Annotated in this window: 19 protein-coding genes; 18 read left to right on the top strand and 1 reads right to left on the bottom strand. The window is 63.9% G+C overall.

Going from position 1 to position 23552, the window contains the following annotated elements:
- The first annotated feature begins 3 nt into the window (after window positions 1–3).
- From GV002_RS02620 to madM, 15 genes are all read left to right on the top strand, one after another.
- The gene (locus tag GV002_RS02620; RefSeq protein WP_160016927.1) at window positions 4–1128 is read left to right on the top strand and encodes a lytic transglycosylase domain-containing protein; all 1125 of its coding nucleotides are present in this window, start codon (window positions 4–6) and stop codon (window positions 1126–1128) included.
- Between the two features lie 3 nt (window positions 1129–1131).
- Window positions 1132–2499, top strand: a complete 1368-nt coding sequence (flgK, locus tag GV002_RS02615) for a flagellar hook-associated protein FlgK (RefSeq protein WP_160016926.1) — start codon at window positions 1132–1134, stop codon at window positions 2497–2499.
- Window positions 2500–2523: 24 nt separating this feature from the next.
- Window positions 2524–3441 (top strand): flagellar hook-associated protein FlgL, encoded by a 918-nt coding sequence (gene flgL / locus GV002_RS02610; RefSeq protein WP_160016925.1) that lies wholly within the window; start codon window positions 2524–2526, stop codon window positions 3439–3441.
- A 13-nt stretch (window positions 3442–3454) separates the two neighbouring features.
- Window positions 3455–4477, top strand: coding sequence for a hypothetical protein (locus tag GV002_RS02605; RefSeq protein WP_178094582.1), 1023 nt, complete (start codon window positions 3455–3457; stop codon window positions 4475–4477).
- Between the two features lie 1137 nt (window positions 4478–5614).
- Window positions 5615–6397 carry a type IV pili methyl-accepting chemotaxis transducer N-terminal domain-containing protein gene (locus GV002_RS02600; protein WP_160016923.1) on the top strand — a complete coding sequence of 261 codons (783 nt, stop codon included), beginning with the start codon at window positions 5615–5617 and terminating at the stop codon, window positions 6395–6397.
- A 78-nt stretch (window positions 6398–6475) separates the two neighbouring features.
- On the top strand, window positions 6476–7447 hold the full coding sequence (locus GV002_RS02595; RefSeq protein WP_160016922.1) for a GGDEF domain-containing protein: 972 nt from the start codon (window positions 6476–6478) through the stop codon (window positions 7445–7447).
- Between the two features lie 105 nt (window positions 7448–7552).
- Window positions 7553–9214, top strand: coding sequence for a malonate decarboxylase subunit alpha (mdcA, locus tag GV002_RS02590; protein WP_160016921.1), 1662 nt, complete (start codon window positions 7553–7555; stop codon window positions 9212–9214).
- Window positions 9214–10092 (top strand): triphosphoribosyl-dephospho-CoA synthase, encoded by an 879-nt coding sequence (locus GV002_RS02585; RefSeq protein WP_160016920.1) that lies wholly within the window; start codon window positions 9214–9216, stop codon window positions 10090–10092. The genes mdcA and GV002_RS02585 overlap by 1 nt, the downstream gene beginning before the upstream one ends.
- Window position 10093: 1 nt before the next feature.
- A complete protein-coding gene (locus GV002_RS02580; protein WP_160016919.1) occupies window positions 10094–10393 on the top strand; it encodes a malonate decarboxylase subunit delta in 300 nt (99 codons plus the stop codon).
- Window positions 10386–11237, top strand: coding sequence for a biotin-independent malonate decarboxylase subunit beta (locus GV002_RS02575; RefSeq protein WP_160016918.1), 852 nt, complete (start codon window positions 10386–10388; stop codon window positions 11235–11237). The genes GV002_RS02580 and GV002_RS02575 overlap by 8 nt, the downstream gene beginning before the upstream one ends.
- A 2-nt stretch (window positions 11238–11239) precedes the next feature.
- Window positions 11240–12046: a biotin-independent malonate decarboxylase subunit gamma gene (gene mdcE, locus GV002_RS02570; RefSeq protein ID WP_160016917.1), complete on the top strand. Its 807-nt coding sequence runs from the start codon at window positions 11240–11242 to the stop codon at window positions 12044–12046.
- Between the two features lie 148 nt (window positions 12047–12194).
- Window positions 12195–12830 carry a malonate decarboxylase holo-ACP synthase gene (locus tag GV002_RS02565; RefSeq protein ID WP_160016916.1) on the top strand — a complete coding sequence of 212 codons (636 nt, stop codon included), beginning with the start codon at window positions 12195–12197 and terminating at the stop codon, window positions 12828–12830.
- Window positions 12827–13753: a malonate decarboxylase subunit epsilon gene (gene mdcH, locus GV002_RS02560; protein ID WP_160016915.1), complete on the top strand. Its 927-nt coding sequence runs from the start codon at window positions 12827–12829 to the stop codon at window positions 13751–13753. Before GV002_RS02565 ends, mdcH begins: the two co-directional genes overlap by 4 nt.
- Before the next feature lie 60 nt (window positions 13754–13813).
- Window positions 13814–14215, top strand: coding sequence for a malonate transporter subunit MadL (madL, locus tag GV002_RS02555; RefSeq protein WP_160016914.1), 402 nt, complete (start codon window positions 13814–13816; stop codon window positions 14213–14215).
- A 5-nt stretch (window positions 14216–14220) separates the two neighbouring features.
- On the top strand, window positions 14221–14985 hold the full coding sequence (madM, locus tag GV002_RS02550) for a malonate transporter subunit MadM (RefSeq protein WP_160016913.1): 765 nt from the start codon (window positions 14221–14223) through the stop codon (window positions 14983–14985).
- Between the two features lie 143 nt (window positions 14986–15128).
- On the opposite strand, the gene GV002_RS02545 is transcribed toward madM, so the two are convergent.
- On the bottom strand, window positions 15129–16040 hold the full coding sequence (locus GV002_RS02545; RefSeq protein WP_160016912.1) for a LysR substrate-binding domain-containing protein: 912 nt from the start codon (window positions 16038–16040) through the stop codon (window positions 15129–15131).
- Window positions 16041–16217: 177 nt separating this feature from the next.
- Here GV002_RS02545 and GV002_RS02540 point away from each other — a divergent pair, with 177 nt between their 5' ends.
- From GV002_RS02540 to GV002_RS02530, 3 genes are all read left to right on the top strand, one after another.
- Window positions 16218–16823: a glutathione S-transferase gene (locus GV002_RS02540; RefSeq protein ID WP_160016911.1), complete on the top strand. Its 606-nt coding sequence runs from the start codon at window positions 16218–16220 to the stop codon at window positions 16821–16823.
- A gap of 367 nt (window positions 16824–17190) precedes the next feature.
- A complete protein-coding gene (locus GV002_RS02535) occupies window positions 17191–19962 on the top strand; it encodes a bifunctional glycoside hydrolase 114/ polysaccharide deacetylase family protein (RefSeq protein ID WP_372241810.1) in 2772 nt (923 codons plus the stop codon).
- Window positions 19937–23539 (top strand): tetratricopeptide repeat protein, encoded by a 3603-nt coding sequence (locus GV002_RS02530; protein WP_178094554.1) that lies wholly within the window; start codon window positions 19937–19939, stop codon window positions 23537–23539. Before GV002_RS02535 ends, GV002_RS02530 begins: the two co-directional genes overlap by 26 nt.
- Window positions 23540–23552 lie beyond the last annotated feature (13 nt).

Raw genomic sequence — 23552 nt, 5'->3', positions numbered from 1 at the left:
GCCATGAGCATCGTTTCCCTCGCCCAACACATGAACAGCCACCGTGGCAGCGCCGATGGCATCGGCACCGCCCGTGAACAGCAGTTGCAGGCCGCGGCCGAGCAGTTCGAGGCGCTGTTCCTGCAACAGATCCTCAAGCAGATGCGCAAGGCCAGCGACGTGCTCGCCGAAGGCAACCCGATGCGCAGTCGCGAGATGGACACCATGCGCGACTTCTACGACGAGGTGCTGGCCGAGACCCTGGCCGGGCGCAAGCAGACCGGCATCGCCGACATGCTGGTCAAGCAACTGTCCGGCGCGGCGTCCCAGGCGCCGGATCTGGAGGTGGCCGCAGCCGCTGCCCGTTCTGCGGAACTGCCGCAGCGTTCCTCCAGCAGCCTGCTGGAGCCGCTGCGCGCGACCTGGCAGCGCGGCGTCGATGGGCTGGGCAAGGCCTGGGACAAGGGCTCGGCAGGCTTTCTTGCGCTGGTCGATCGCGTCATCCAGCAGGAGTCTGCCGGTCGTATCGATGCCGTATCGCCCAAGGGTGCACGCGGTCTGATGCAGCTGATGCCGGACACTGCGCGGGAGATGGCCGCCGAACTCGGCCTGCCGTTCAGCGAAGCGCGCCTGACCACTGATGCCGAGTACAACAAGCGCCTGGGCAGCGCCTACCTGGACAAGATGCTGCAGCGTTACGACGGCCATCAGGCGCTGGCGCTGGCTGCCTATAACGCCGGCCCTGGCCGCGTCGACGAATGGCTGAAGGTCAACGGCGACCCGCGCAGTGGCGAGATCGCTACCGGTGCCTGGATCGAGCGCATTCCCTTCCAGGAAACCCGCGATTACACGCGCAAGATTCTCGGCGATCTGGCCAGCCGCGAAACACCGGTCAAGAACGAAGTACAGCAGCAGACCTCGCTCAGCGCGCAGACCCGCCAGCAACTGGCCAGTGCCTTGAGTGCCGACAGTGGCCTGTTGCTCGGTGCTGTCGCCAGCAAGCAGGTGCTGACGCGCGACGGATTTAAGTCCACCGCAGATTCCGTCGCCCTGTCTTCAGTAACAGCCCAATCCGCTGCCGACGATGCCCGTGCGCCGCGTCTGGCGGCCTTCGCTCAGCCGATGCGCTTCGAGCGTCAGGAGTCCTAAGTCGTGAGCATCCTCAACCAGATCGCCTACAGCGGTGTGCGTGCCAGCCAGGTCGCCCTGGCCACTACCGGGCAGAACATCGCCAACGTCAATACGCCCGGTTTCAGCCGCCTACAGACCATCACCGGGTCGCTGGCCGGGCAGGGTGGCTTGAGCGTCGGCGGCGGTGTCGAGGTGATCAGCATTCGCCGCATGACCAACGAATTTCACAACCAGCAGTTGTGGCGCGCGACCACCGAGGAGAACTTCTACGGTGCCTCGCAGCAGTACCTGACCGCGCTGGAAGCGTTGATGTCCGGCACCGGTTCGAGCATCAGCGCCGGCCTCGACCAGTTCTTCGCCGCGCTCAGTGAAGCCAGCGCCACGCCGGGCTCCATTGCCTTGCGTCAGCAGATCATCAGCGAGGCCGGCAACCTGGCGCAGCGCTTCAACGGTCTGAGCAGCAACATCGATGCGCAGGTCAAGGCGCTGCAGGAGCAGCGCACCGCCATGGCCACCGAGATCAACGGCCTGACCGAGAACATCGCGCTGCTGAACAAGAAGATCGTCGAGACCGAGTCGGTCAAGGGTGACAGCACCGCACTGCGTGATCACCGTGAAAGCCTGATCGGCGAACTCAGCCAGTTCGCCAAGCTGCGCGTCAACGAGACCCCGGACGGCTCGGTCAGCGTCGCCCTGGCCAACGGTCAGCCGCTGGTGGCCGGTCCGACCGCCGGCCAGCTCAAGGTGGCGATGACCGCCACGGGTGAGCAGGAAGTCAGCCTGGCCTTCGCCGGCACCAGCTTCCCGCTGCGTCAGGATGGTTTCGGCGGCGCGTTCGGCGGCCTGTATGACGTCGAGTACAACAGCCTGCGGCCGAACCTGGACGCCCTGCACGACATGGCCAGCCAGCTGGCGCAGATGGTCAACGACGTGCTCGCCACAGGCTTCGATCTCAACGGCAACCCCGGCCAGCCGCTGTTCGTCTATGACCCCGCCAGCACCACCGCCTTGCTGCGTATCGAACCGCTGACCGCCGAACAGCTGGCGTTCTCTTCGGTGGCGGGGGAGACCGGCAACAACGAAGTGCTGCTGGATCTGCTCGACCTGAAGAACCAGACCATTACCCTGGACGGCAGCCAGGTCACCCTCAACGATGCCTACGCCGGCCTGCTCGGTAGGGTCGCCAGCGACAGTCGGCAGAACCAGGCTGACTTCAAGTCCGCTACCGCCGTGACCCAGCAGGCGCAGTCACAGCGCGACAGCGTCAGCGCTGTGAGCCTGGACGAGGAGGCGGTCAACCTGATGACCTACCAGCAGGCCTACCAGGCCAACATGAAGGTGATCAACACCGCCAACCAGTTGTTCGATGACATGCTTGCCGCGTTCTGAAGCGGCTTTTAGAGAGATTCAGCCATGATGCGCATCACCAATTCGCAGATCACCTCGCTGATGCACAACTCGATGAACAGCAGTTCTGCCGAGTTGGGCAAGCTGATGCAGCAGATGGCCACCGGCAAGCGCATCCTGTTGCCGTCCGACGACCCCATCGCCAGCGTGCGCGTGCTGCGTGTCGAGCGTGAGGAAGCGAGCCTGGAGCAGTTCCGCAAGAACATCGCCAACGTCTCCGGCAGCCTCTCGACTCAGGAAGCCAACCTCAAGTCCACTTCCGACGCGATGCTCAACGTGCGCGATCTGCTGCTGTGGGCGGCCAACGGCTCCAACACCAGCGAAGACCTGGCTGCCATGGCCGGTGAGCTGTCGATTATCGAAGACACCATCTTCAGCTTCGCCAACGTGCGTGACGAGGAGGGGCGCTATCTGTTCTCCGGCACCCTCAGTGACACCCCGGCGCTGGGTTTCGATGCGGCCACCCAGGCCTACAGCATCACCGGCAACGACAAGCACCGTCAGGCCGCCGTGGCCAACGGCGTGCTGGTCGACGAGAACGTCACGGCGGCCAGCGTCTTCGGCGCCGGGGTGGGCATGCTCAACGAGCTGCGTGGCCTGATCAACACCCTGCAGGACCCGGCGCTGGACGCCACCGATCCGGCCGTGCGCCAGCAGATCACCGACACCCTCGGCGCACTGGATGACGCTCATGGGCGCGTCATGGGTTCGATCACCGACCTCGGTGGGCGGCAGAACGCACTGACCCTTCTGACCGACAGCAACGAGGATGTGTCGCTGGTCAACCAGAAGATCGAAGGCGAGCTGTCGCAGCTGGACTATGCTGGCGCCACCATCGACCTGAACAACTACCAGCTGGCGCTCGGCGCGACGCAGAAGACGTATCTGAAGATCAACGAGATGTCGTTGTTCAGCCTGCTGTAAGGAGCCTGCGGTGATCAAGGTCGATACACAGCTCCCGGTCGTCACGGCGCTCGATCCGCAGGCCCGCCGCCCGGTGCAGGGCGAGCAGCCCGTGCAGCGCCAGCGCAAGCAGTTGCCTGCTGAGCCTGCGTCACCGCCGCGTGGCAAGAGTGCCACTTTCAATCTGCAGCTCAACCAGCAGTTGACCTCGATGCAGGCGGCCGACAGTTACCTCGGCGAACTGGCCGGGCGACTCGGTCAGCTCAAGCTCAGTCTCAGCCGCGAGCTGAGCAATGCCCAGGCCGGTGAGCGCGACGGCATCAAGCGTGAGCTGGAACAGGTACGCAAGCTGCTCGCCGAACGCAGCCAGCGCTCCGGCGAAGCGCTGGATGCCAGCTTCAAGTTGCGTCTCAGCGAGCCGGTGCGCAGCCGTTTCAGCCTGCAAGGGCTGGACTCCATTGCTGCGGTGCAGCAGGCCGGCAAGGAAACCCTGCTGTTCAGCGCCGGACGCAAGCTGACCGAGCCGCTGGCGGTGGTGCTCGACGAGGGCCTGAGCGAGCAACAGATTCTCCGTCGTTTCAACGCCGGTCTCGGTCCGGCGGGCATCCGCGCTGAAGTCGATAATGGCGGGGCGCTGAAATTCAGCGCCCGCGAGAGTGAGTGGCAGCAGCTCAAGGGCGAGCTGCGCGTGCAGGGTGAGGGCAAGCTGGCGAGCCAGGCTCAAGCGGCCGTGGTCAGCCACGAGGAGCAGATGTTGCGCCTGCCCGACGCCGCGCGCCTCGATGGTGCCCGTGAACTGCGCCGGGCACTGGACGAAGTGGTGGCGGCGCTGGACCGGATCGGCACGCTGCGTGAGCAACTCAGCCATCGTCAGGAGGAAATTCGCGAGTTTCTCGCCCGTCATGCCGATCACAACGAGCGTGAATGGGCCAAGGAGTTTGCCGGTGAAGTGTTCAGCCTGATGCGTCGCAGCCCCAGCAGCTACGCGGCGGTGACCCAGACCGTGGTCGCCCAGGCCAATATCAGCCGTTCCAGCGTGGTCAGTCTGTTGTCCTGATCGCTTGCCTCTCCTCAGCCGTCGGTCGCCCTCCCCTTTTTTTGGCGACTGACGGCTTTTTTTTTGGTTCTTCGCATAGCTTGGGGAACGTCCGGGTTGACACTGGACTGGCAATTACGTGTCAGCTGTACATGACTTGGCACTCTCCGTTAGCGAGATCGTCTGATCTGATGGGTTTCGCCCCTTACGGGCGACTAACTTTCTTTGCTTGTGCAAAGAAAGTAAGCAAAGAAACACACCCCTACATACGGCCCCGGCTGCGCCGGGGTTCCCTCGTTCCATCACCACTCCAGGGGCACGCTGCGAAGGGCCATCCCTGGCCCATCGCAGCTCTCGCGACATCCATGTCGCTCAACCCCTTACGTGGCGATTCCACTCGGCCTCCTGAAGGGGACTTGGGCGTCGTCTACACCATCGCAGTTGAAGAGCAAAGGCAAAGGCCAGACGCCGCCAATTCCAATTCCGCAAAGATTACGCAGGCTCGCGAACTGGTCCCCTTCAGGAGGCCGAGTGAAGGTGTTGCGTAGGGGAGCGAGCCGCATGGATGCGGCGAGAGGCTTAAAGGGCCAGGGATGGCCCTTGTAAGCCGGCCCCCGGAGCGGCACCGGAGCGAGGGAAGTTTCGCGCAGCGAAACCCGGATGTCGGGGTGCCCTTCTTTGGCACACCTTTCTTGGGCAAGCAAGAAAGGTGTGGCGCCCGTAAGGGGCGCAACCCAAACGCTCAGCGCACGCGGTAATAGATAGTGCTAAGTCAGCAAGCAAGACGCACACAAACTTGCCAGTCCGGTGTCAAGCGTATCCGCCCCGCAAAAATGCGAAGAACCTTTTTTAATTCCCGAGCGGCTGGCCACTGGGCGCAGGCATTTTTGCTGCAGGGTACTGGCCTTCAGGAAAAGGACATCCGGACCCGATGCCAGTCAGCTGATTTGACCATTGATCCGCTTTTTGACTGGTCGCACAGAAATGATGGCGTTTTAGCAGCTATCATCGCCCCCCTCTCCGCAGTGTGTGGGCCCGGCGCCCGTCGTATCTGCCCTCTCGCATTCCAATAAAAACCCCGCATTCAAAGGGTTCAACCCGTTCCGGTGGCTTGTGCTTCCGGTGCATTGCCTTGTTCTCGAATTTTGGAGTACCGACGTGTTGAAGAAGTACCTGACTCTCCTCCTGCTTGCCTGCACCGCGCTGGTCAGCGTGCCCAGCCTGGCGCAGTTGAGCGATTCCGAAGCCATGAACATGGCCGGTCTGCAGCGTTCGCTGACCCAGCGCATGGCCAAGAACTACCTGATGATCGGTGCCGATGTGCGCGTGGATGCCGCCCAGCGCCAGCTGCAGGAAACCATCCAGCGTTTCGATGCCAGCCACAAAGCGCTTACCGAATATGCCCCTAACGCCGAGATCAAGGCCGCGCTGGCCAGGATCGACGGCACCTGGGCTACCTACCGTCAGCAGCTGGAAGCCAAACCGGAGCAGGCCAAGGCCGCCCAGATGTTCGCCACCAGTGAGGAACTGCTGCAGCAGACGCAGACCGTCAGTGAGCTGATGGGCAAGCACCTGGGCGCCATGGGCGCATCGGTCCACCGCACCGGCTGGGCCCGCGTTCAGACCCAGCGCATCGCCATGCTCTACATGGCCAAGTCCTGGCATGTGCAGGCGCCAGACCTGGATGCCAAGCTGGACAAGGCAGTGAGCGACTTCGAAACCATCCTCAAGGAGCTGGAAGCCCGCGGTACGCCGAACGAGGAAATCGCCAACGCCCAGCGTCGCGCCCGTGCCCACTGGGGCTTCACCCTCAAAGGCATCGACCTGCACGCCTCGCAGGACTTCGTGCCGACCGTGATCACCGTCAGCACCGATTCGCTGTTCCGCCAGCTCAACGAGCTGACCCGCCTGTACGCGGGCCTGCAAGCCAAAGAGGCCTGATAGCCATTCTCTAGTTCGTCACCTTGGAGACCCGCTTTTGCGCTATAAACAAGCGCTAGTCGGGCTGAGGTGGCGGGCATGAGCGAAGTAACTGATCAGGCGGTCTACAAGACCCTGCTGGAGTCGACCCGGGCTATTCCCTGGAAGATCGACTGGAAGACCATGACCTTCGCCTACATCGGCCCGCAGATCGAGACGCTGTTGGGCTGGTCGCAGGCCAGTTGGGTCAGTGCCGAGGACTGGGCGACGCGCATGCACCCGGACGACCGCGAGAAGGTGGTGGAATTCTGCATCGCGCAGTCACAGAACGGCGTCGATCATGAGGCCGACTACCGCGCACTGACCGCCGCCGGCGACTACGTGTGGATTCGCGACGTGGTGCATGTGATGCGCGACGACAACGGCGAGGTGGATTCGCTGATCGGCTTCATGTTCGACATCAGCGAGCGCAAGAAGACCGAGGAACAGCTGCTGACCCTGCAGAAGCAGCTGGAGGAATACTCCTACAAGGATGGCCTCACTGGCGTGGCCAACCGGCGCATGTTCGACAGCGTGCTGGCCACCGAATGGGCCAATGCCCAGCGCACCCAGCAGCCGCTGTCGCTGATCCTGCTGGATATCGATCACTTCAAGCAGTTCAACGACCACTACGGCCATATCCAGGGTGACGATTGCCTGAAGAGCGTTGGCCAGGCCCTGAGCCGCGCGGCCAGCCGGCCACGGGATTTCGTCGGGCGCTTCGGTGGTGAGGAGTTCGTGCTGGTGCTGCCGGAGACTGACGAGGCTGCCGCCCGCCATATCGCCGAGCGCTGCCGGCAGCAGGTGCGCCAGCAGCGCATTGCCCACGAGCGTTCTGCGGTGTCGTCCCTGCTCACCATCAGCCTCGGTGTCGGCACCCTGGTGCCGGGCGCCCACGACCGCCCGCTGGATTTTCTCAACAGCATCGACAAGCTGCTCTACCAGGCCAAGCAACGTGGTCGTGATCGGCTTGAAGTAGCCAGAATGCCGGCGCGCTCGGAGCTGGATGGCACCGCTGACACCCGCGCTTGAGCAATCGTTAACTTGGGCGTAACGATTGCGCGAGCTGCTTGATTGATGACCACAAGGTCACGCTCCTAATGTGCCTCCACGACAGCGGAACTCGTGGAGTCTTCAATGACAACAACAATATCCCCACCGCCGCAGTGGTCGCGTCGTCGCGCTGAAAAAGCCCGGCGACTCGATCAGGTGCGCAACCTCGCCGATGGCGTGGTCCTGCCCAGCGACAAGATAGTCACTGCACTTGAGGCACTGATTGCCCCCGGTGATCGCGTGGTGCTCGAAGGCAACAATCAAAAGCAGGCGGATTTTCTTTCCCGCTCGCTGGCCAAGGCCGATCCCGGCCGTCTGCACGACCTGCACATGATCATGCCCAGCGTCAGCCGCGCCGAGCATCTCGACCTGTTCGAGCGCGGCATCGCCCGCAAGCTCGACTTCTCCTTCGCCGGGCCGCAAAGCCTGCGCATCGGCCAACTGCTCGAAGACGGGCAGATGGAAGTAGGCGCCATTCACACCTATATCGAGTTGTATTCGCGCCTGCTGGTGGACCTGATCCCCAACGTCGCGCTGGTCGCGGGCTTTCAGGCCGATCGTCACGGCAACATCTACACCGGCCCGAGCACCGAGGACACCCCGGCGCTGGTCGAGCCCACGGCCTTCTCCGACGGCATCGTGATCTTCCAGGTCAACGAGATCGTCGACGAGCTGCCACGCGTGGACATTCCCGCGTCCTGGGTCGACTTCGTGGTGGTGGCCGACAAGCCTTTCTACATCGAGCCGCTGTTCACCCGCGACCCGCGCCATATCAAGCCGGTGCATGTGCTGATGGCGATGATGGCGATCCGTGGCATCTACGAAAAACACAAGGTGCAGTCGCTCAACCATGGCATTGGCTTCAACACCGCCGCCATCGAACTGATCCTGCCCACCTACGGCGAATCGCTGGGCCTGAAGGGCAAGATCTGTCGCAACTGGACGCTCAACCCGCACCCGACGTTGATCCCGGCCATCGAGACCGGCTGGGTCGAGAGCGTGCACTGCTTCGGCACCGAGCTGGGCATGGAGGGCTACATCGCCCAGCGCCCGGACGTCTTCTTCACCGGTCGCGACGGCTCGATGCGTTCCAATCGCATGATGTGCCAGCTGGCCGGGCAGTACGCGGTCGACCTGTTCATCGGCGCCACCTTGCAGGTGGACGGCGAGGGCCATTCCTCCACCGTCACCCGTGGTCGTCTGGCCGGTTTCGGCGGTGCGCCGAACATGGGCCACGACCCGCGCGGTCGCCGTCACTCGACACCTGCCTGGCTGGACATGCGCCCGGCCGACAGCGACGCGCCGCTGCTCGAGCGCGGCAAGAAGCTGGTGGTGCAGATGGTCGAGACCTTCCAGGAAGGCGGCAAGCCCACCTTCGTCGAGCAACTCGATGCCGTCGACATGGCTAAGAAGGTCGGCATGCCGCTGGCGCCGATCATGATCTACGGCGATGACGTGACCCACCTGCTCACCGAGGAAGGCATCGCCTACCTGTACAAGGCGCGCACCTTGGAAGAGCGCCAGGCGATGATCGCGGCGGTAGCGGGCGTCACCGCCATCGGCCTGCGTCATGACCCGAAAGACACCGCGCGCATGCGCCGCGAAGGGCTGATCGCCCTGCCCGAGGATCTCGGCATCCGCCGCACCGATGCCACTCGCGAACTGCTCGCAGCCAAGAGCATCGCCGAGCTGGTCGAGTGGTCGGGCGGCCTCTACAACCCGCCCGCCAAGTTCAGGAGCTGGTGATGAATGCACTCACTGCAATTCAGCCCCAGCTTTCATTGGGAGATTGGCTGGCGGACCTGGCTGTCGACGCACTGATCGACGAGGCCGATCTGTCGCCCAAGCCGGGGCTGGTCGACCGTCGCGGCAGCGGCGCGCACACGGATTTGCACCTGGGCCTGATGCACGCCTCGGCGCTGGCCTTGTGGCCGAGTTTCAAGGCCATGGCCGAGGCCGCGCAGCAACGCGGCGAGATCGACCAGACGCTGCGTGAAGACGTCGGCCGTATCGGCCGCGAAGGCGAGGTGGAGATGCTGCGCGTCACCGGCGGCGTCAACACTCACCGTGGCGCGATCTGGGCGCTGGGGCTGCTCAGTGCCGCTGCCGCGCTGGATTCCCGTGAGCGGGCGCCAGCGCAGGTCGCCCTGCGTGCCGCGCGTCTGGCGCTTCTCGATGACCGCGCCGCACCGGTCACTGGCGACAGCCATGGTGCGCAGGTGTGCCGTCTCTACGGCGTGCATGGCGCTCGTGAGGAGGCGCAGCTTGGCTTCCCAGCGGTGATCCAGCAGGCACTGCCGCAACTGGCGCGCAGCCGAGACGCCGGAGCAGGCGAGCAGAACGCCCGCCTCGATGCGCTGCTGGCGATCATGACCCAGCTGGCCGACACCTGTGTGCTCTACCGCGCCGGCGTGGCCGGGCTGAGCTGCATGCAGAGCGGTGCCCGCGCGGTGCTCGCCGCTGGCGGCTGCGCCAGCCTCGACGGACGTCGCCGTCTGCGTGACCTCGAACGCGACATGTTGCGCCTGCGCGCCTCGCCCGGCGGCGCTGCCGATCTGCTCGCCGCCACCCTGTTCCTTGACCGCCTGCAGCATGGCCTGCCGGCGCAGCTTGGGAGTCTGTGAAATGGAAACCCTGTCCTTTGAATTTCCCGCCGGGCAACCGGCGCAGAGCCGCGCGCTGGTGGGTTGCGTCGGCTCCGGCGACCTGGAGGTGCTGCTCGAACCCGGCCAGGCCGGCACCCTGGCGATCCAGGTGGTGACCTCGGTGAACGGCAGTGCGCCGCGCTGGCAATTGCTGTTCGAGCGCATGTTTCGCGAGCAGCAGCTGCCCGCGCTGAACATCTCCATTCATGATTTCGGCGCCACGCCGGGTGTGGTGCGCCTGCGCCTGGAACAGGGCCTGGAGGAACTGAACCATGGCTGAGCAAGACATTGCGCGCCTGCTGGCGCAGCGCAGTTTTACCGAACTCGGTGCCCGCGAGCGTGCCCGCGCACTGCTCGATGCCGGCAGTTTCCGCGAGCTGCTCGACCCCTTCGCTCGGCTGATGTCGCCCTGGCTGCCCAAGCAGGGCATCGTGCCGCAGGCCGATGACGGTGTGGTGGTGGCCAAGGGGCTGATCGATGGTCAGCCAGCGGTGGTCATCGCCATCGAAGGCGCCTTTCAGGGCGGCAGTCTGGGTGAAGTAGGCGGGGCGAAGATTGCCGGTGCCCTGGAGCTGGCCGCCGAAGACAACCGCAACGGCACGCCGAGCCGCGCCGTGCTGCTGCTGGAAACCGGCGGCGTACGCCTGCAGGAAGCCAACCTGGGCCTGGCGGCCATCGCCGAGATCCAGGCCGCCATCGTCGAACTGCGAGAGTTTCAGCCGGTGATCGGCCTGGTGGCCGGCCCGGTCGGCTGCTTCGGCGGCATGTCCATCGCTGCCGGGCTGTGCAGCTACCTGCTGGTGACCCGTGAGGCGCGCCTGGGCCTCAACGGCCCGCAGGTGATCGAACAGGAAGCCGGGCTGGACGAGTACGACTCGCGTGACCGTCCCTTCATCTGGAGCCTAACCGGCGGCGAACAGCGTTACGCCAGTGGCCTGGTCGACGGCTATGTCAGCGACGACGTGGAGGCGATCCGCGGCGAACTGCATGGGCTGTTCGGCCAGGGCAAACCAGCGCAGGAACGCAGCCGTCGCCACGCCTGGTTCCTCGAGCGCCTGCGCGCCGTCGACACTTCCGTCCAGGCCGATGCCGCTGCCGTGCGCAGCGCCTACCAGGGAGCATGAACATGACAACTGCACAGGAACAACGCGGCCTGCACTGGTTTCAGGCGCTAACCGGCGCTGCCCAGCCGCAACAAGGTTTGCCTGCCTCGCTACGCGTGGCCGATGGTGAACTGGCCGGTCAGGCGGTGCGCTACATCGCCGTGATCGCCGATGCCAACAATCCCTTCCCCCGCGCCCGCAACGGCGAGGTTGGCCTGCTCGAAGGCTGGGGTTTGGCACAGGCGGTGGACGAAGCCATCGAGGCAGATCGCGGCAACCCGCACAAACGGGCGCTGATCGCCATCGTCGACGTGCCCAGCCAGGCCTACGGCCGGCGTGAGGAGGCCTATGGCATCCATCAGGCACTGGCCGGCGCGGTGGACGCTTATGCCCGTGCCCGCCTGGCCGGGCACGCGGTGATCGGCCTGCTGGTGGGCAAGGCCATGTCCGGCGCCTTTCTCGCCCACGGCTACCAGGCCAACCGCCTGATCGCCCTGAGCGATGCCGGAGTCATGGTGCATGCCATGGGCAAGGCCGCGGCCGCGCGCATCACCCTGCGTAGCGTCGATGAGCTGGAGGCGCTGGCCGCCAGCGTGCCGCCCATGGCCTACGACCTGGACAACTACGCCTCGCTTGGCCTGCTCTCCGAGGTGCTCGACGTGGAGCAGGTGACGCAGCCGACGGCCGCCGACCTGGCTTGCGTGCAGGACGCCCTGAGCCGTGCCCTGGCCGCTATCGCAGGCAGCCCGCGCGACTTGCGTAACCGCCTGGGCGCCGCCAACCGCGCGGCCTCCACGCAGGTGCGTGAGGCCTTGCGCGCGCAGTGGTGAACGGGGTGTGAACGGCCGCCGTAGGGGGCGCTGTGCGCACCAGAAACCGAATCGGTGCGCATGGCGCACCCTACGTCCGAGGTCAGCCGCAGGGCGCCTGTAACCCGTCAACCAGAAGCGAAATGCCAATAACCCGGAGATTGACACCATGCACCCCACACCCCGTCCACATGATCTGCTCTGGGGCCTGCTTCCTGAGCACCTGCCGCAGGAGACGCCGGCCTGGGCTCGCGCCGCCCTGGGCGGGCATGTGCCGGTGGTGGTGCGCCGTGCGCCGGCTGAATCCGGCTGGGTCGCGGTGGGTATCCGCGGCGTGGCGCGCGAACAGCGGCATGCCACCTGGATGCGCGTGAGCGAGATCAGCCGTCTGGTCAGCCCACAGGCCGTGGCCCGGGCCGGGCGCTGGCGTAGCCACGCTCAGCCACACTGGCCGGCGTTGCGAGTCTTGAGCCAACTGGCACCACGTTTCGATGCACTGGGCCTGGCCTGGGGCGTGACCGGCAGCCTGGGCTTCGAGCTGGCCAGCGGTATCAGCGCCGCCCACCCGGATAGCGATCTCGACCTGTCGCTGCGGGCTGCTCAGCAGTTGTCGCGCGACTCGGCGCGCGCGCTGTGTGCCATGTTGGACGAGGCACCTGGTCGTATCGACCTGCAACTGGAAACTCCCTACGGCGCTGTGGCGCTGCGTGAGTGGGCCAGCGAGGCGCCGCGCGTCCTGCTGAAAACCCAGAACGGGCCGCTGCTGGTGCGCGACCCTTGGCAACTGCAGCAGGTGGCGGCGTGAGTACGCTCTGGGCCTTCCCCGGGCAGGGCGCGCAGCAGCCCGGCATGCTTCAGGCCTTGCCCGCCGCGCCGGTAGTGCAGGCCTGTATCGAGCAGGCCAGCGCCGCGCTGGGCGAGGATGTACGCCTGCTGGATTCGGCCGAAGCCTTGCAAAGCACCCGCGCCGTGCAGCTCTGCCTGTTGATTGCCGGCGTGGCCGCCGCGCGGCTGCTGGGCGAACGCGGCCATCGCCCCGATTATGTGGCCGGCCTGTCCATTGGCGCCTATGCCGCTGCAGTGGTAGCCGGTGCGCTGGATTTTGCCGATGCCGTGCGCCTGGTCGCCCTGCGTGGCGAGCTGATGCAGCGCGCCTACCCCAGTGGCTATGGCATGACCGCCATCCTCGGCCTCGACCAGGCCAGCATAGAACGCCTGCTGGCCGACGCCGACGGCCCGGTGTACCTGGGCAATATCAACGCCGAAACCCAACTGGTGATCGCCGGCAGCGATGTCGCCATGGCGGCGGTGGCCGAGCGCGCTCGCACGCTTGGTGCCGGTATGGCCAAGCGTCTGGTCATGAGCGTGCCGTCGCACTGCGTCTTGCTCGACGGCCCAGCGCGGGCGCTGGCTGACGCTTTTGCTGGCGTCGAATTGCGCACGCCGCAGGTGCGCTACCTGAGCAGCAGCTCGGCGCGCCTGATCCGTGATCCGCAAACCCTGAGCGACGATCTGGCTTACAACATGAGCCGTGTCGTCGACTGGCAGGCCACGCTCGTCACCGCCTATGAACGCGGCGTGCGCTTACACCTGGAACTGCCACCCGGCGGCGTGCTGAGCGGGCTCGCCCGGCGCGTCTTCGACGCCGGCCAGGCAATCGCCTTCGAGGGCGCACGTCTGGATACACTCGACGCCATGTTGCGTCAGGAGGTAAGCCGCGACCACTGAGCCGTAGCGTTTACCGAAGCACAAGAACAACAACTTCGATATGAACCGAGGACAACAACAATGATCATCTACGGTGTCGCCTTTCTGGCGTTCTGCACCCTGGCAGGCATCTTCATCGGAGAGCTGCTGGGCAAACTCATCGGCGTCCCCGCCAACGTCGGCGGTGTCGGCATCGCCATGATGCTGCTGATCTTCCTGGGCAGTTACCTGAGCAAGCGTGGCCTGTTCACCGGCAAGTCGGAACAGGGCGTGGAGTTCTGGAGCGCCATCTACATCCCCATCGTGGTCGCCATGGCCGCCCAGCAGAACGTCTACGGAGCCCTCAAAGGTGGGCCCATGGCGATTCTCGCCGGTACTGCTGCCGTCGCCATCGGTTTTGCGCTGGTCCCCGCGCTCAGCCGGATCGGGCAAAAGAAGCCTGAAACCGACGCTGCTCCCTCCCTGACCAAAGCGCCACGGTGACTGCCATGTACGAATCATTGATGAAAGTCATTACCGGCTACAGCCTGCTCAGCGGTTTCGCCATCATCGGTATCACCATGTGGGTGTCGTACTGGATTTCCGACAAGTTCACCAAGGGCCGCCTGCACGGCTCGGCCATCGCCATCCTGCTCGGGTTGTTGCTGTCCTACATCGGCGGCGCTTACACCGGTGGTCAGAAGGGCCTGGTGGACATTCCTCTGTTCGCCGGCATCGGCTTGCTCGGCGGCGCCATGCTGCGTGACTTCGCCATCGTCGCCACCGGCTTCGGCGTGAGCGTCGAAGAACTCAAGCGCGCCGGTTTTGCCGGTGTGCTGGCGCTGTTCGTCGGCGTGTTCACCTCCTTCATCGCTGGCGTGGCGGTGGCCATGGCCTTCGGTTACACCGACGTGGTCAGCCTGACCACCATCGGCACCGGCGCTGTGACCTATATCGTCGGCCCGGTGACCGGTGCAGCCATCGGCGCCAGCTCCGACGTCATGGCTTTGTCGATTGCCGCCGGCCTGATCAAGGCGATCCTGGTGATGGTGGCCACTCCCTTCATCGCGCCCTATATCGGCCTGAACAATCCGCGCAGCGCGGTGATCTTCGGCGGCCTGATGGGCACCTCCAGCGGCGTGGCCGGTGGCCTGGCGGCAACCGATCCGAAGCTGGTGCCCTACGGCTGCCTGACGGCGGCGTTCTACACCGCCCTGGGCTGCCTGCTTGGTCCATCGTTGCTCTACTTTCTGATGCGAGGCCTTCTGGGCTGACCTTTGCCCGCCCTTGTGGCGGGCTTTTTCTATGCCACCGTGATCATGTAGGAGCCCGCTTGCGGGCGATACTCTTGCCCTGATCGCCGGCAAGCCGGCTCCTACAGCCGTGCCACACCTGCGGATAAGTTCATTCTCGGCTCCTAAGATTGCCGACTGTACATCCGGCATTCGGCCAGCAGCGCCAGCAGGTTCGGATCGCGCTCCTTGGCCTTGAGGAACACCACGCCGATATGCTGCTGCAGGTGGTACTTGGCCTGCAGAGGGATCAACTTCACCCGGTTCTCGTACACCGCCGCCACGCGTCCCGGTAGCAGGGCATAGCCGACGCCCGAGCTGACCATGCTGAGCAGGGTGAAGATATCCTTCACCTGCATCGCCACCTTGGGTTCGAAGCCGGCCTGCTTGAACACCCGCTCGCCATCGCGGAAGGTGGCGTAGCCCTGGGTCAGAGTGATGAAGGTCGAATCGCGTAGAGCGGCCAGATCCACTTCGGCGTGATCGGCAAACGGTGAGTCATTGGGTGTGGCGAGGAAGATGTCATCGGAGAACAGCGCCAGTTGTTCGCAATCCGGGTCGCTGACGCTGTCGTCGAGGGCGATGAGGATGGCGTCCAGCTCCATGTTCTTCAGCTTGTACAGCAGGTCGACGTTGGAGCCGAGCACCAGGTCGATGTTCAACTCGCTGCGCCGCAGCTTCAGGCCCATGATCAGTTGCGGCACGGTCTTCACCGTCAGCGAGTAGAGCGCGCCGAGCTTGAAGCGCTCGGCGCCGAAGCCCGCCGCCTCGCGGGTCAGGCGCACCATTTCCTGGGTGTCCTGGATGAGCTTCTGGGCCTTTTCCTCCAGCACATAGGCGCTCTCCAGCGGAATCAGGTTGCGTCCCTCGTGCTTGAACAGCGGGCAGCGCAGCGCGCTTTCCAACGAGTGAATGGCGCGGTGCACGCTGACGTTACTGGTCTGCAGCTCGCTGGCGGCGCGCGCCAGGTTGCCGCTGCGCATGAAGGCGAGAAAGACCTCCAGCTTCTTCAGGGTCAGTTCTTCATCGATCAGCATCGGCCTGTCCTTTTCCTGCGATGGCTGATTGTGCCGTATCCACGCGGGGCAGCGGTGATCGGCTGGTGCGACTTTGGTGGTGTGTGAGCCGGCTTGGCCGGATGATCTTGGCGTGCGAACTGTGCTTTAGTGCGAGCGCTAATCGGCTCTCTCTTCACGCGCCCCAGGAATCTGCCCATGCAACTGATCTACGCCGCCGCTTCACCCTTCGCCCGCAAGGTTCGCGTGCTGGCCGCGGAAACCGGCCTGCTGGACCGAATCGAGCTGCTCGACACCGCCGTTTTGCCGACCACGCTCAACGAACGGGTCAATGCCCTCAACCCGCTGGGCAAGATTCCGGTGCTGCTGACGGATGACGATGAGGCCTTGTACGACAGCCGCGTGATCTGCGAGTACCTCGATACCCTGCACCAGGGCCAGAAGCTGCTGCCGAGCGATGCGGCGCGTTGGCAGGTACTGCGCTTGGCCGCACTGGCCGACGGCCTGATGGACGCGGCCCTGCTCGCGCGTTACGAGCGCGGTGTGCGCCCGGCAAAGCTGCAGTGGGCGGCCTGGCTGGATGGCCAGCTGGGCAAGGTGCAGCGCGCCCTGGTAGAGCTGGAGCGCCATGTCGGACAACTTCAGGGCCCGCTCGACCTGGCGCAGATTGGCGTCGCCTGTGCGCTGGGCTATCTGGATTTCCGCTTCGCCGACCTCGACTGGCGCGCGGCTCATCCTGGCCTGGCGGACTTCCAGCAGGCTTTCGCGCAGCGCACCTCGATGCAGGCCAGCACGCCGGTCTGAGAGTCCGGCAGTGCTGAGGGGTGTAGCTGCACATCTGCGTGCAATAACGAAGCGAGAATTGTCGAGTCTCTGGCGCAGGATTGCTCGGATTGATGCCAAATGGCTATTATTTTGGCGCATCTATCGTTCAAAAGTAGTCATTTAATTGACTTATTTTGAGATTATATGCCGCTTGTCTGAGTTGAATATCAGAAAATTGACAGTTTGTTGAGTGGGCTGATTCAATGCCGATACATAACAAGCGTCACGATTGTGCTCGAGGTCCGGGGGTCGACTAGGGTTTCAGCAAGTGACGGGGGGACGCCTCGCCAGAGGTTTCTGTGAGAAGTAGGCGTGCAAGCGCTTTCCAGTTCAGTGGGTTGATCAGTTGAAATTCTCAAAGGGAATAGCTGGGCTTTTCAGCCTTGCCGTTGCGTTTTTCTCTAGTACAGCAATTGCCCAACCCTCCAGCGTCGCCTTCTGGTACGCCGATGAGCCGCCGTTACCCGAGCTTTCACAGTTCGAATGGGTGGTGGTTGAGCCCGGACATGTCTCCGCTTCCGACCTCGCGTATCTCAAGGCCCAGGGCCGCACGGTGTTCGCTTACCTATCGGTTGGTGAATACCATGGCGATCTCGCCGCAGCTGGCTTGAGTGATGCTGCGAGCAGCATCAGAAACAGTGCCTGGAACAGTCAGGTCATGGATCTCGAGGCATCCGCCTGGCGTGACTATCTCCTTGGCCGAGCCAGTGCTCTGAAAGGGCAAGGCTATGACGGCGTTTTTCTCGATACGCTGGATAGCTTCCACCTTCAGCCCAGGGAATCTCAGGAGCCGCAGCGTCTGGCATTGAAGAGTCTGCTGCAGCAGATGCACCGCCGTGAGCCTGCGCTCAAGCTGTTCTTCAACCGCGGTTTCGATGTTCTGCCTGAGCTGCCCGGCGTCGCTGCCGCGGTAGCCGTAGAGTCCCTGTATGCCGGATGGGATGCTGCGAGTGGCGGTTATCGTCAGGTGCCCCAGCGTGATCGCGACTGGTTGCTGCCACACCTCGATGCCGCAAGGTCGAAAGGCATCCCGGTCGTGGCGATCGAATACCTGCCTCCGGAGCAGCGCAAGGCGTCTCGCGAACTTGCTGCGCGCCTGGTTCGTGAGGGCTTCATTCCCTACATCACGTCGCCCGCACTGAACGCGTTGGGGATGAGTTCCATCGAGGTCCAGCCACGGCGTATCGGTCTGGTCTACGACCCTCGGGAAGGCGAAGTCGAGGACAACCCGGGCCATATCCATCTTGGCGGGCTGCTCGAGTACCTGGGATATCGCGTCGACTACTGGCCTGCAGACGCGTCGCTGCCGCAGCGTTCGCTCAAGGGACTGTATGCCGGCGTCGTGGTATGGATGACCAGTGGCGCCCCGGAAAAGCGCGACGTCTTCGAGGATTGGCTGAATGAGCGGCTCGATGAACAGGTGCCGCTGGCTTTCTTTTCCGGTCTGCCGCTGGACAACGACAGCCTGCTCAGCCGTCTTGGCATTCGCACCCTGTCGCAGCCGATTGCCGATGACGCCGTGCTGGAATCGCATGATGCCGCGCTGGTCGGTGGGTTCGAGGCGCCCATGCGCTTGCGTACCCGGGAGCTGCCCGCGCTGACGGTTACCAATCCTGACGTGACCCAGGCCGCTGTGGCTCTGCGTAGCGGTGAGAGGCGCTATGTGCCTGTCGCTACGGGCAGTTGGGGTGGATACGTGCTGACGCCTTATGTATTCGAGGAGGGGCTGGATCACCGTCGCTGGATCGTCGACCCCTTCGCGTTCCTCCAGCGTGCCTTTGCCTTGCCCCCTCTGCCGAGGCCTGACACGACGACGGAAAACGGTCGGCGTATCGCCACTGTGCACCTCGATGGCGATGGTTTCGTTTCGCGCGCTGAAGTAACCGGTACTCCTTACTCCGGTATCCAGGTACTGGATGATTTCATCACGCCCTATCCGTTACTGACTTCGGTGTCGGTGATCGAAGGCGAGGTCGGCCCCAAGGGCATGTATCCGCACCTGGCTCGCGAGCTGGAGCCGATTGCCCGCAAGATCTTTGCCGATCCCAAGGTCGAAGTCGCCAGCCACACCTTCAGTCACCCGTTCTTCTGGCAGCCGGAGAAGGCGTCCCAGCGTGAAGACTTCGAGGCGCAGTACGGCTACATGATGGCCATTCCGGGCTACAAGACGCTGGACATGCAGCGCGAGGTCGTGGGCGCGCGCGACTACATCAATCAGCGCCTGACCACACCTGAGAAGCCGGTGAAGATGATCTTCTGGTCGGGCGATGCCATGCCCAGTGCCGAGACGCTCAAGCTGGCCTATGAAAGCGGTCTGCCCAACGTCAACGGCGGCAACACGGTTCTGACCAATGCCTACCCTTCGCTGACCGGCCTCTATCCATTGATTCGTCCGACCTCCGGAGGCTTGCACTTCTACGCGCCGGTGATCAACGAGAACGTCTATACGAATCTATGGACGGGGCCCTACTACGGCTTCCGTGGCGTGCAGGAAACCTTCGCGCTGACCGACAGCCCGCGCCGCCTGCGCGGCTTTCATCTGTATTACCACTTCTACTCGGGGACCAAGCAGGCCTCCATTCGGGTGATGAAGCAGACCTATCAGGCCATGGTCGACAGCCAGCCGCTGTCGCTCTGGATGAGCGATTACATCCAGCGCGTAGAGGGCCTCTACCGAGCGAGTCTGGCCAAGCGCAGCGATGGCGCCTGGTTGATCAGAGGGCTGGTGGGCATGCGTACGCTGCGTCTCGATCCGGCGCTGGGCTGGCCCGATCTGTCGCGCTCCGAGGGCGTTGCGGGCGTGCGTGATTTGCCACAGGGACGGTACGTGCATCTCAGTGGGCCCGAGGTTGTGCTGGCGCTGCGCGAAACGCGTGATCCGCGTCCGTCTCTGGAAGAGGCCAACATCCCGCTGACTGCCTGGCGTTACAACGATGACAGAAACGTCACGTTTTCCTTCGAGGGAGAATTCCCGCTGACATTCAGCGTTCGCTCGGACAAGGCGTGTCAGGTACAGGTGGGGGGCAGTCGCTTTCAGGCGAGGGCTGACAAAGGTATCTGGCACTTCGAGTTGCCAATGAAGCGGGTGAGAGATGGAAAGCTTATCTGCAACCCGTAAACGTGAGCGCCAGACGCGCCTGCTCAACCCATGGATGATCGTGCTGGTCGCGCTCTTCGTGATTGCGCTGCTGGCGCTGTCCTACAAGAGCGAGGATGTATTCCTGCCGGCCGCTGATACGGCGCCTGACGCGGTTGCCATCAGCTATACCGAGTTGCTGATCAAGGCACACCCTGAAGATGACCAGCTGCGGCTGAGACTGATCGATCAGTTGATTCAGGTCGGTGACTTCAAGCGCGCCCGCGAGTACCTCGAGCAGCTGCAAGGCCGCCTTGTGGCCATTACGCCGTTCTATGTGGTGATGCTGGATATCCTCAGGGCTCAGGCCGATCCGAACGGTATCAGCGATGCGCAGCGTGCACAGCTGATCGCTGAGTTGCGGTCGCTGAACATCGCTGACCTGGATAACTCCATGCTGGAGCGTACAGCGCGTTACGCGTTGGAGATCGGTGGCCTGGATGTTGCCGTGACGTCCTACAAGGCACTCGCCGAGCGTGATGCCGAGCGACGCACGCACTGGCTGGGCGAGGCCGCCCTGTGGAGCCTGGCGAACAATGACCAGAGTGGTGCTGCTCAGCTCTATCTGCAGTTGGCTGAGGCAGAGCCCGATGCGCAAAAGCGGCTCGAGCTGCTGCGTGAGGCATTCAACGCCTTGCGTGCCGCCAACCATTCCGCGCAGGCCGCGGAGCTGCTGGCTCAGCATCTGGGCGAGTTGAATGCCGAGCAAGAGTCGCTGGATTGGCTTGCCGAAGGTGTGGACGCGGCTCAGGCGGCGCAGCGTTTCGATCTTGCCGAGACGTTCGTTCAGCGCTGGCTGAGCCTGAAATCCGATGATCATCGAGCACTCGATGCCGACTTCCGCCTCAGCCTGGCATCCGGTGCCATCGAGCGTGCCTGGCAGCTCGGACCGCAACTGCTGGAGCAGGCTCCCGATGATTTCGAGTTGATGGCGGAGCTGGCACGCCTGGCTGAGTGGACCGGTCATACCCAGCAGGCACTGAACTACTGGGTACAGATGCTCGCCCATCAGGAAGACCCGGCAATGCGTGAGCGTGTCTGGCGCTATGCATTGCAGCTGTTCGATTTCGATCAGGTGGTCAGTACGCTCTCGGCCATCGACCGTCAGCGGCAGATGACGGATCAGGAAGTGGACACGCTGGTATACAGCCATGAGGTCCGCGGCACTCCTGAAGATGCGGAATCCTGGCTGCGAGCTTATCTGCAGCGCTACCCCAATCATCTGTTTGCCCGCAAGCGCCTGCGCATGCTGCTGGAGAACACTCAGCAGCTCGACAAGGAAGCTGAACTCTGGGCCAGCATGGCTGAGCGCACGAGCCTGACCACCGAAGACCGTATCCGCTGGGCCAAGGTGCATTGGAACCTCTTTCAACCGCAGCAGGCCTGGGCGGTACTGACCGCCGTGGACGCGAGCGCGGTGGATGACCCGCAGTACTGGCAGTTGCGTGCTGATCTTGCCTGGAAGCTCGAGCGTGATGCCGATGTTCGCGCGGCATACGAGCGCCTGGTCAGCCTCGACGTGCCGCTGGACAGGGACGATGAAGATCGCCTGATACGAATCTACTGGGACAAAGAGCCGCGTCGCGCCCTGCAGGTCCTCGTCGAAAGCTGGCGGCGTACCGGCAGGTTGGCGCGGCTGACCATGGCATTGCAGCTGGCCGAGACCTTGCGTGATTGGGATACGCTCAGAGCGTTGCTGGCTGAAGCGGAGCAGTCGCCGGCGGGCCGTGACAGTTCGCACTACTGGCTCGCCCGTGCAGCGCTCGCAGCCCAGGACGGGCAATACGAGCAGGCCAACGCATTCTACAAGCAAGCCCTGGCTCAGTTCCCGGAAGACAACCTGGTACGGCAGCGCATGCTCTGGTTCTACATCGACAATGCCCAGCGCGATGCCCTCGCAGCGCTGCTGCCGCAATGGCGCTCGCGAGCTGTCGCTGACAGTCGTTTGTGGCTGCCCTATGCGACCGGCCACATGATGCTCAACAACACACGCGAGGCCTTGCTCTGGTTCCGTCAGCACCTCAAGTCCAATCCATCTGATCGTCTGGTGCTGGCTGCTTACGCCGATGCCGCCGAGGCTGCCGGTTATGCCGACCTGGCCTGGCGCCTGCGTCGTCAATTGCTCAAGGATATGGACCGCACGCGCATCATCGCGACGCCGGAAGGTTATGCCATGTACCTGCGCCTGCTCGCCGGTAGCCAGGGCTCGCTGGTGTCGCTGGCGCAGGCCAGGCAGTTGTGGAATGGCGAACAGGCGACGCTGCAACTCTGGTTCGAACATTTTCTCGAGCGGCTGGACGCCGGCAACCAGGCGGCGCTCAAGGACGACTGGCTGGCGTGGGGGGCTGCACGCGGCCTCGAGCCAGGCAACTACGATCAGATTCAGCAGGCGCTGCGCAGCGATAACCGTGAGCAGATGCAGCGTCTTCTGCAGCGCGGCAGCCTGGACGTGGCACATCAGGTCGAGGTTCTTGCGCGCCTGGGGCATGACGGCGAGGCATTGGCCACCGCACTCAGCGCCCAGGGCGACGAGCAGCCCGCGTCCATTCGCCAGCAACTGCTCTATCAGGCCACCGGCATGCTGGAACGCTCACCGCAGGGCATTCAGCTGGGGTGGCACAAGACCGACTTCGGCGACCTGGATCTCTCCGGGCCTCGCTTGCGCGTCGCGCGCAATCTGGGCGACGACTGGTATGCCGATCTGCAACTCGACCAGATGCGCTATGACAGCGCCAACCTGGACAGCGCGGTGATGGGCAACGAGCGCAATCTCAAGCTGCATACCCGTCGAGAGCTGTCCGATGGCGACCTCAGTCTGTACCTCGACAGCAGTCTGCGCGATGACGATGACCGCCATGGCCTGGGCGTCGAGCGGACCTGGCGTCTGAGTTCGCGCGACGAACTGGGCATCGCCGTGGATTGGCACAGGCAAGCCGATGACACCGGGCTGTTGCGCGCCCTGGGTATGCGTGACGGCCTGGGCCTTAGGGGTCAGCACGGCTTTTCGGCGCGTGACCAGCTGAGCTGGTCGATCACGCACAGCCGCTACAGCTCGAGAAGCGGCGATGCGCTCGGCACTGGCAATGGCGTATCCGTCGAATGGGGGCACATGCTGTTCTTCGACGATCCTTCCTGGCTGCTGCGCACCGGCCTCGATTACCAGAAGAACAGTGTCGAGAGCGAGGTTCCCAGTGAGCTTCTGAGCGCGAACGGAGGCGCCTACATACCCTTCGATACCACGCCAGGGGCGACGATCCCGGGCGAGGAGCTCATGCAGGATCGTTACGGCCAGGTGTATGTCGCCAGCACCTGGCGCCGAGGCTTCCCCGGCGCACTGAATCGAACCCGTCCACAGTTCACCTGGATGGTCGACACCATTGCCGGCTGGCAGTGGACGGAAAAGCAGTTCAACTACGGCATCAACCTGGGGGTTGGCGTCGAGTTGTTCGGTGATGACGAGTTGGCTGTGACCCTCGGCTATCAATCCGCTCCCCGTGGTGGAGAGGGTGATGCCGGTGGGTCCATGGGTATTACCTACAGCACCCGCTTTGGGCGCTAAGCAAGGATTCTCA

Origin of the sequence: Pseudomonas sp. 8O, assembly GCF_902506495.1 — a bacterium.
Taxonomy (GTDB): Bacteria; Pseudomonadota; Gammaproteobacteria; order Pseudomonadales; family Pseudomonadaceae; genus Aquipseudomonas; species Aquipseudomonas chaetocerotis.
Note: the sequence above shows the minus strand (reverse complement) of the source record. Positions and strands in the feature narration are given on the sequence as shown.

Excerpts from the sequence above, each read along its gene's own strand:
- GV002_RS02620 (WP_160016927.1), top strand. The coding sequence starts at position 4 with ATGAGCATCGTTTCCCTCGCCCAACACATGAACAGCCACCGTGGCAGC.
- flgL (WP_160016925.1), top strand. The coding sequence starts at position 2,524 with ATGATGCGCATCACCAATTCGCAGATCACCTCGCTGATGCACAACTCG.
- GV002_RS02595 (WP_160016922.1), top strand. The coding sequence starts at position 6,476 with ATGAGCGAAGTAACTGATCAGGCGGTCTACAAGACCCTGCTGGAGTCG.
- mdcA (WP_160016921.1), top strand. The coding sequence starts at position 7,553 with ATGACAACAACAATATCCCCACCGCCGCAGTGGTCGCGTCGTCGCGCT.
- GV002_RS02585 (WP_160016920.1), top strand. The coding sequence starts at position 9,214 with ATGAATGCACTCACTGCAATTCAGCCCCAGCTTTCATTGGGAGATTGG.
- GV002_RS02580 (WP_160016919.1), top strand. The coding sequence starts at position 10,094 with ATGGAAACCCTGTCCTTTGAATTTCCCGCCGGGCAACCGGCGCAGAGC.
- GV002_RS02575 (WP_160016918.1), top strand. The coding sequence starts at position 10,386 with ATGGCTGAGCAAGACATTGCGCGCCTGCTGGCGCAGCGCAGTTTTACC.
- mdcE (WP_160016917.1), top strand. The coding sequence starts at position 11,240 with ATGACAACTGCACAGGAACAACGCGGCCTGCACTGGTTTCAGGCGCTA.
- GV002_RS02565 (WP_160016916.1), top strand. The coding sequence starts at position 12,195 with ATGCACCCCACACCCCGTCCACATGATCTGCTCTGGGGCCTGCTTCCT.
- madL (WP_160016914.1), top strand. The coding sequence starts at position 13,814 with ATGATCATCTACGGTGTCGCCTTTCTGGCGTTCTGCACCCTGGCAGGC.
- madM (WP_160016913.1), top strand. The coding sequence starts at position 14,221 with ATGTACGAATCATTGATGAAAGTCATTACCGGCTACAGCCTGCTCAGC.
- GV002_RS02545 (WP_160016912.1), bottom strand. The coding sequence starts at position 16,040 with ATGCTGATCGATGAAGAACTGACCCTGAAGAAGCTGGAGGTCTTTCTC.
- GV002_RS02540 (WP_160016911.1), top strand. The coding sequence starts at position 16,218 with ATGCAACTGATCTACGCCGCCGCTTCACCCTTCGCCCGCAAGGTTCGC.
- GV002_RS02530 (WP_178094554.1), top strand. The coding sequence starts at position 19,937 with ATGGAAAGCTTATCTGCAACCCGTAAACGTGAGCGCCAGACGCGCCTG.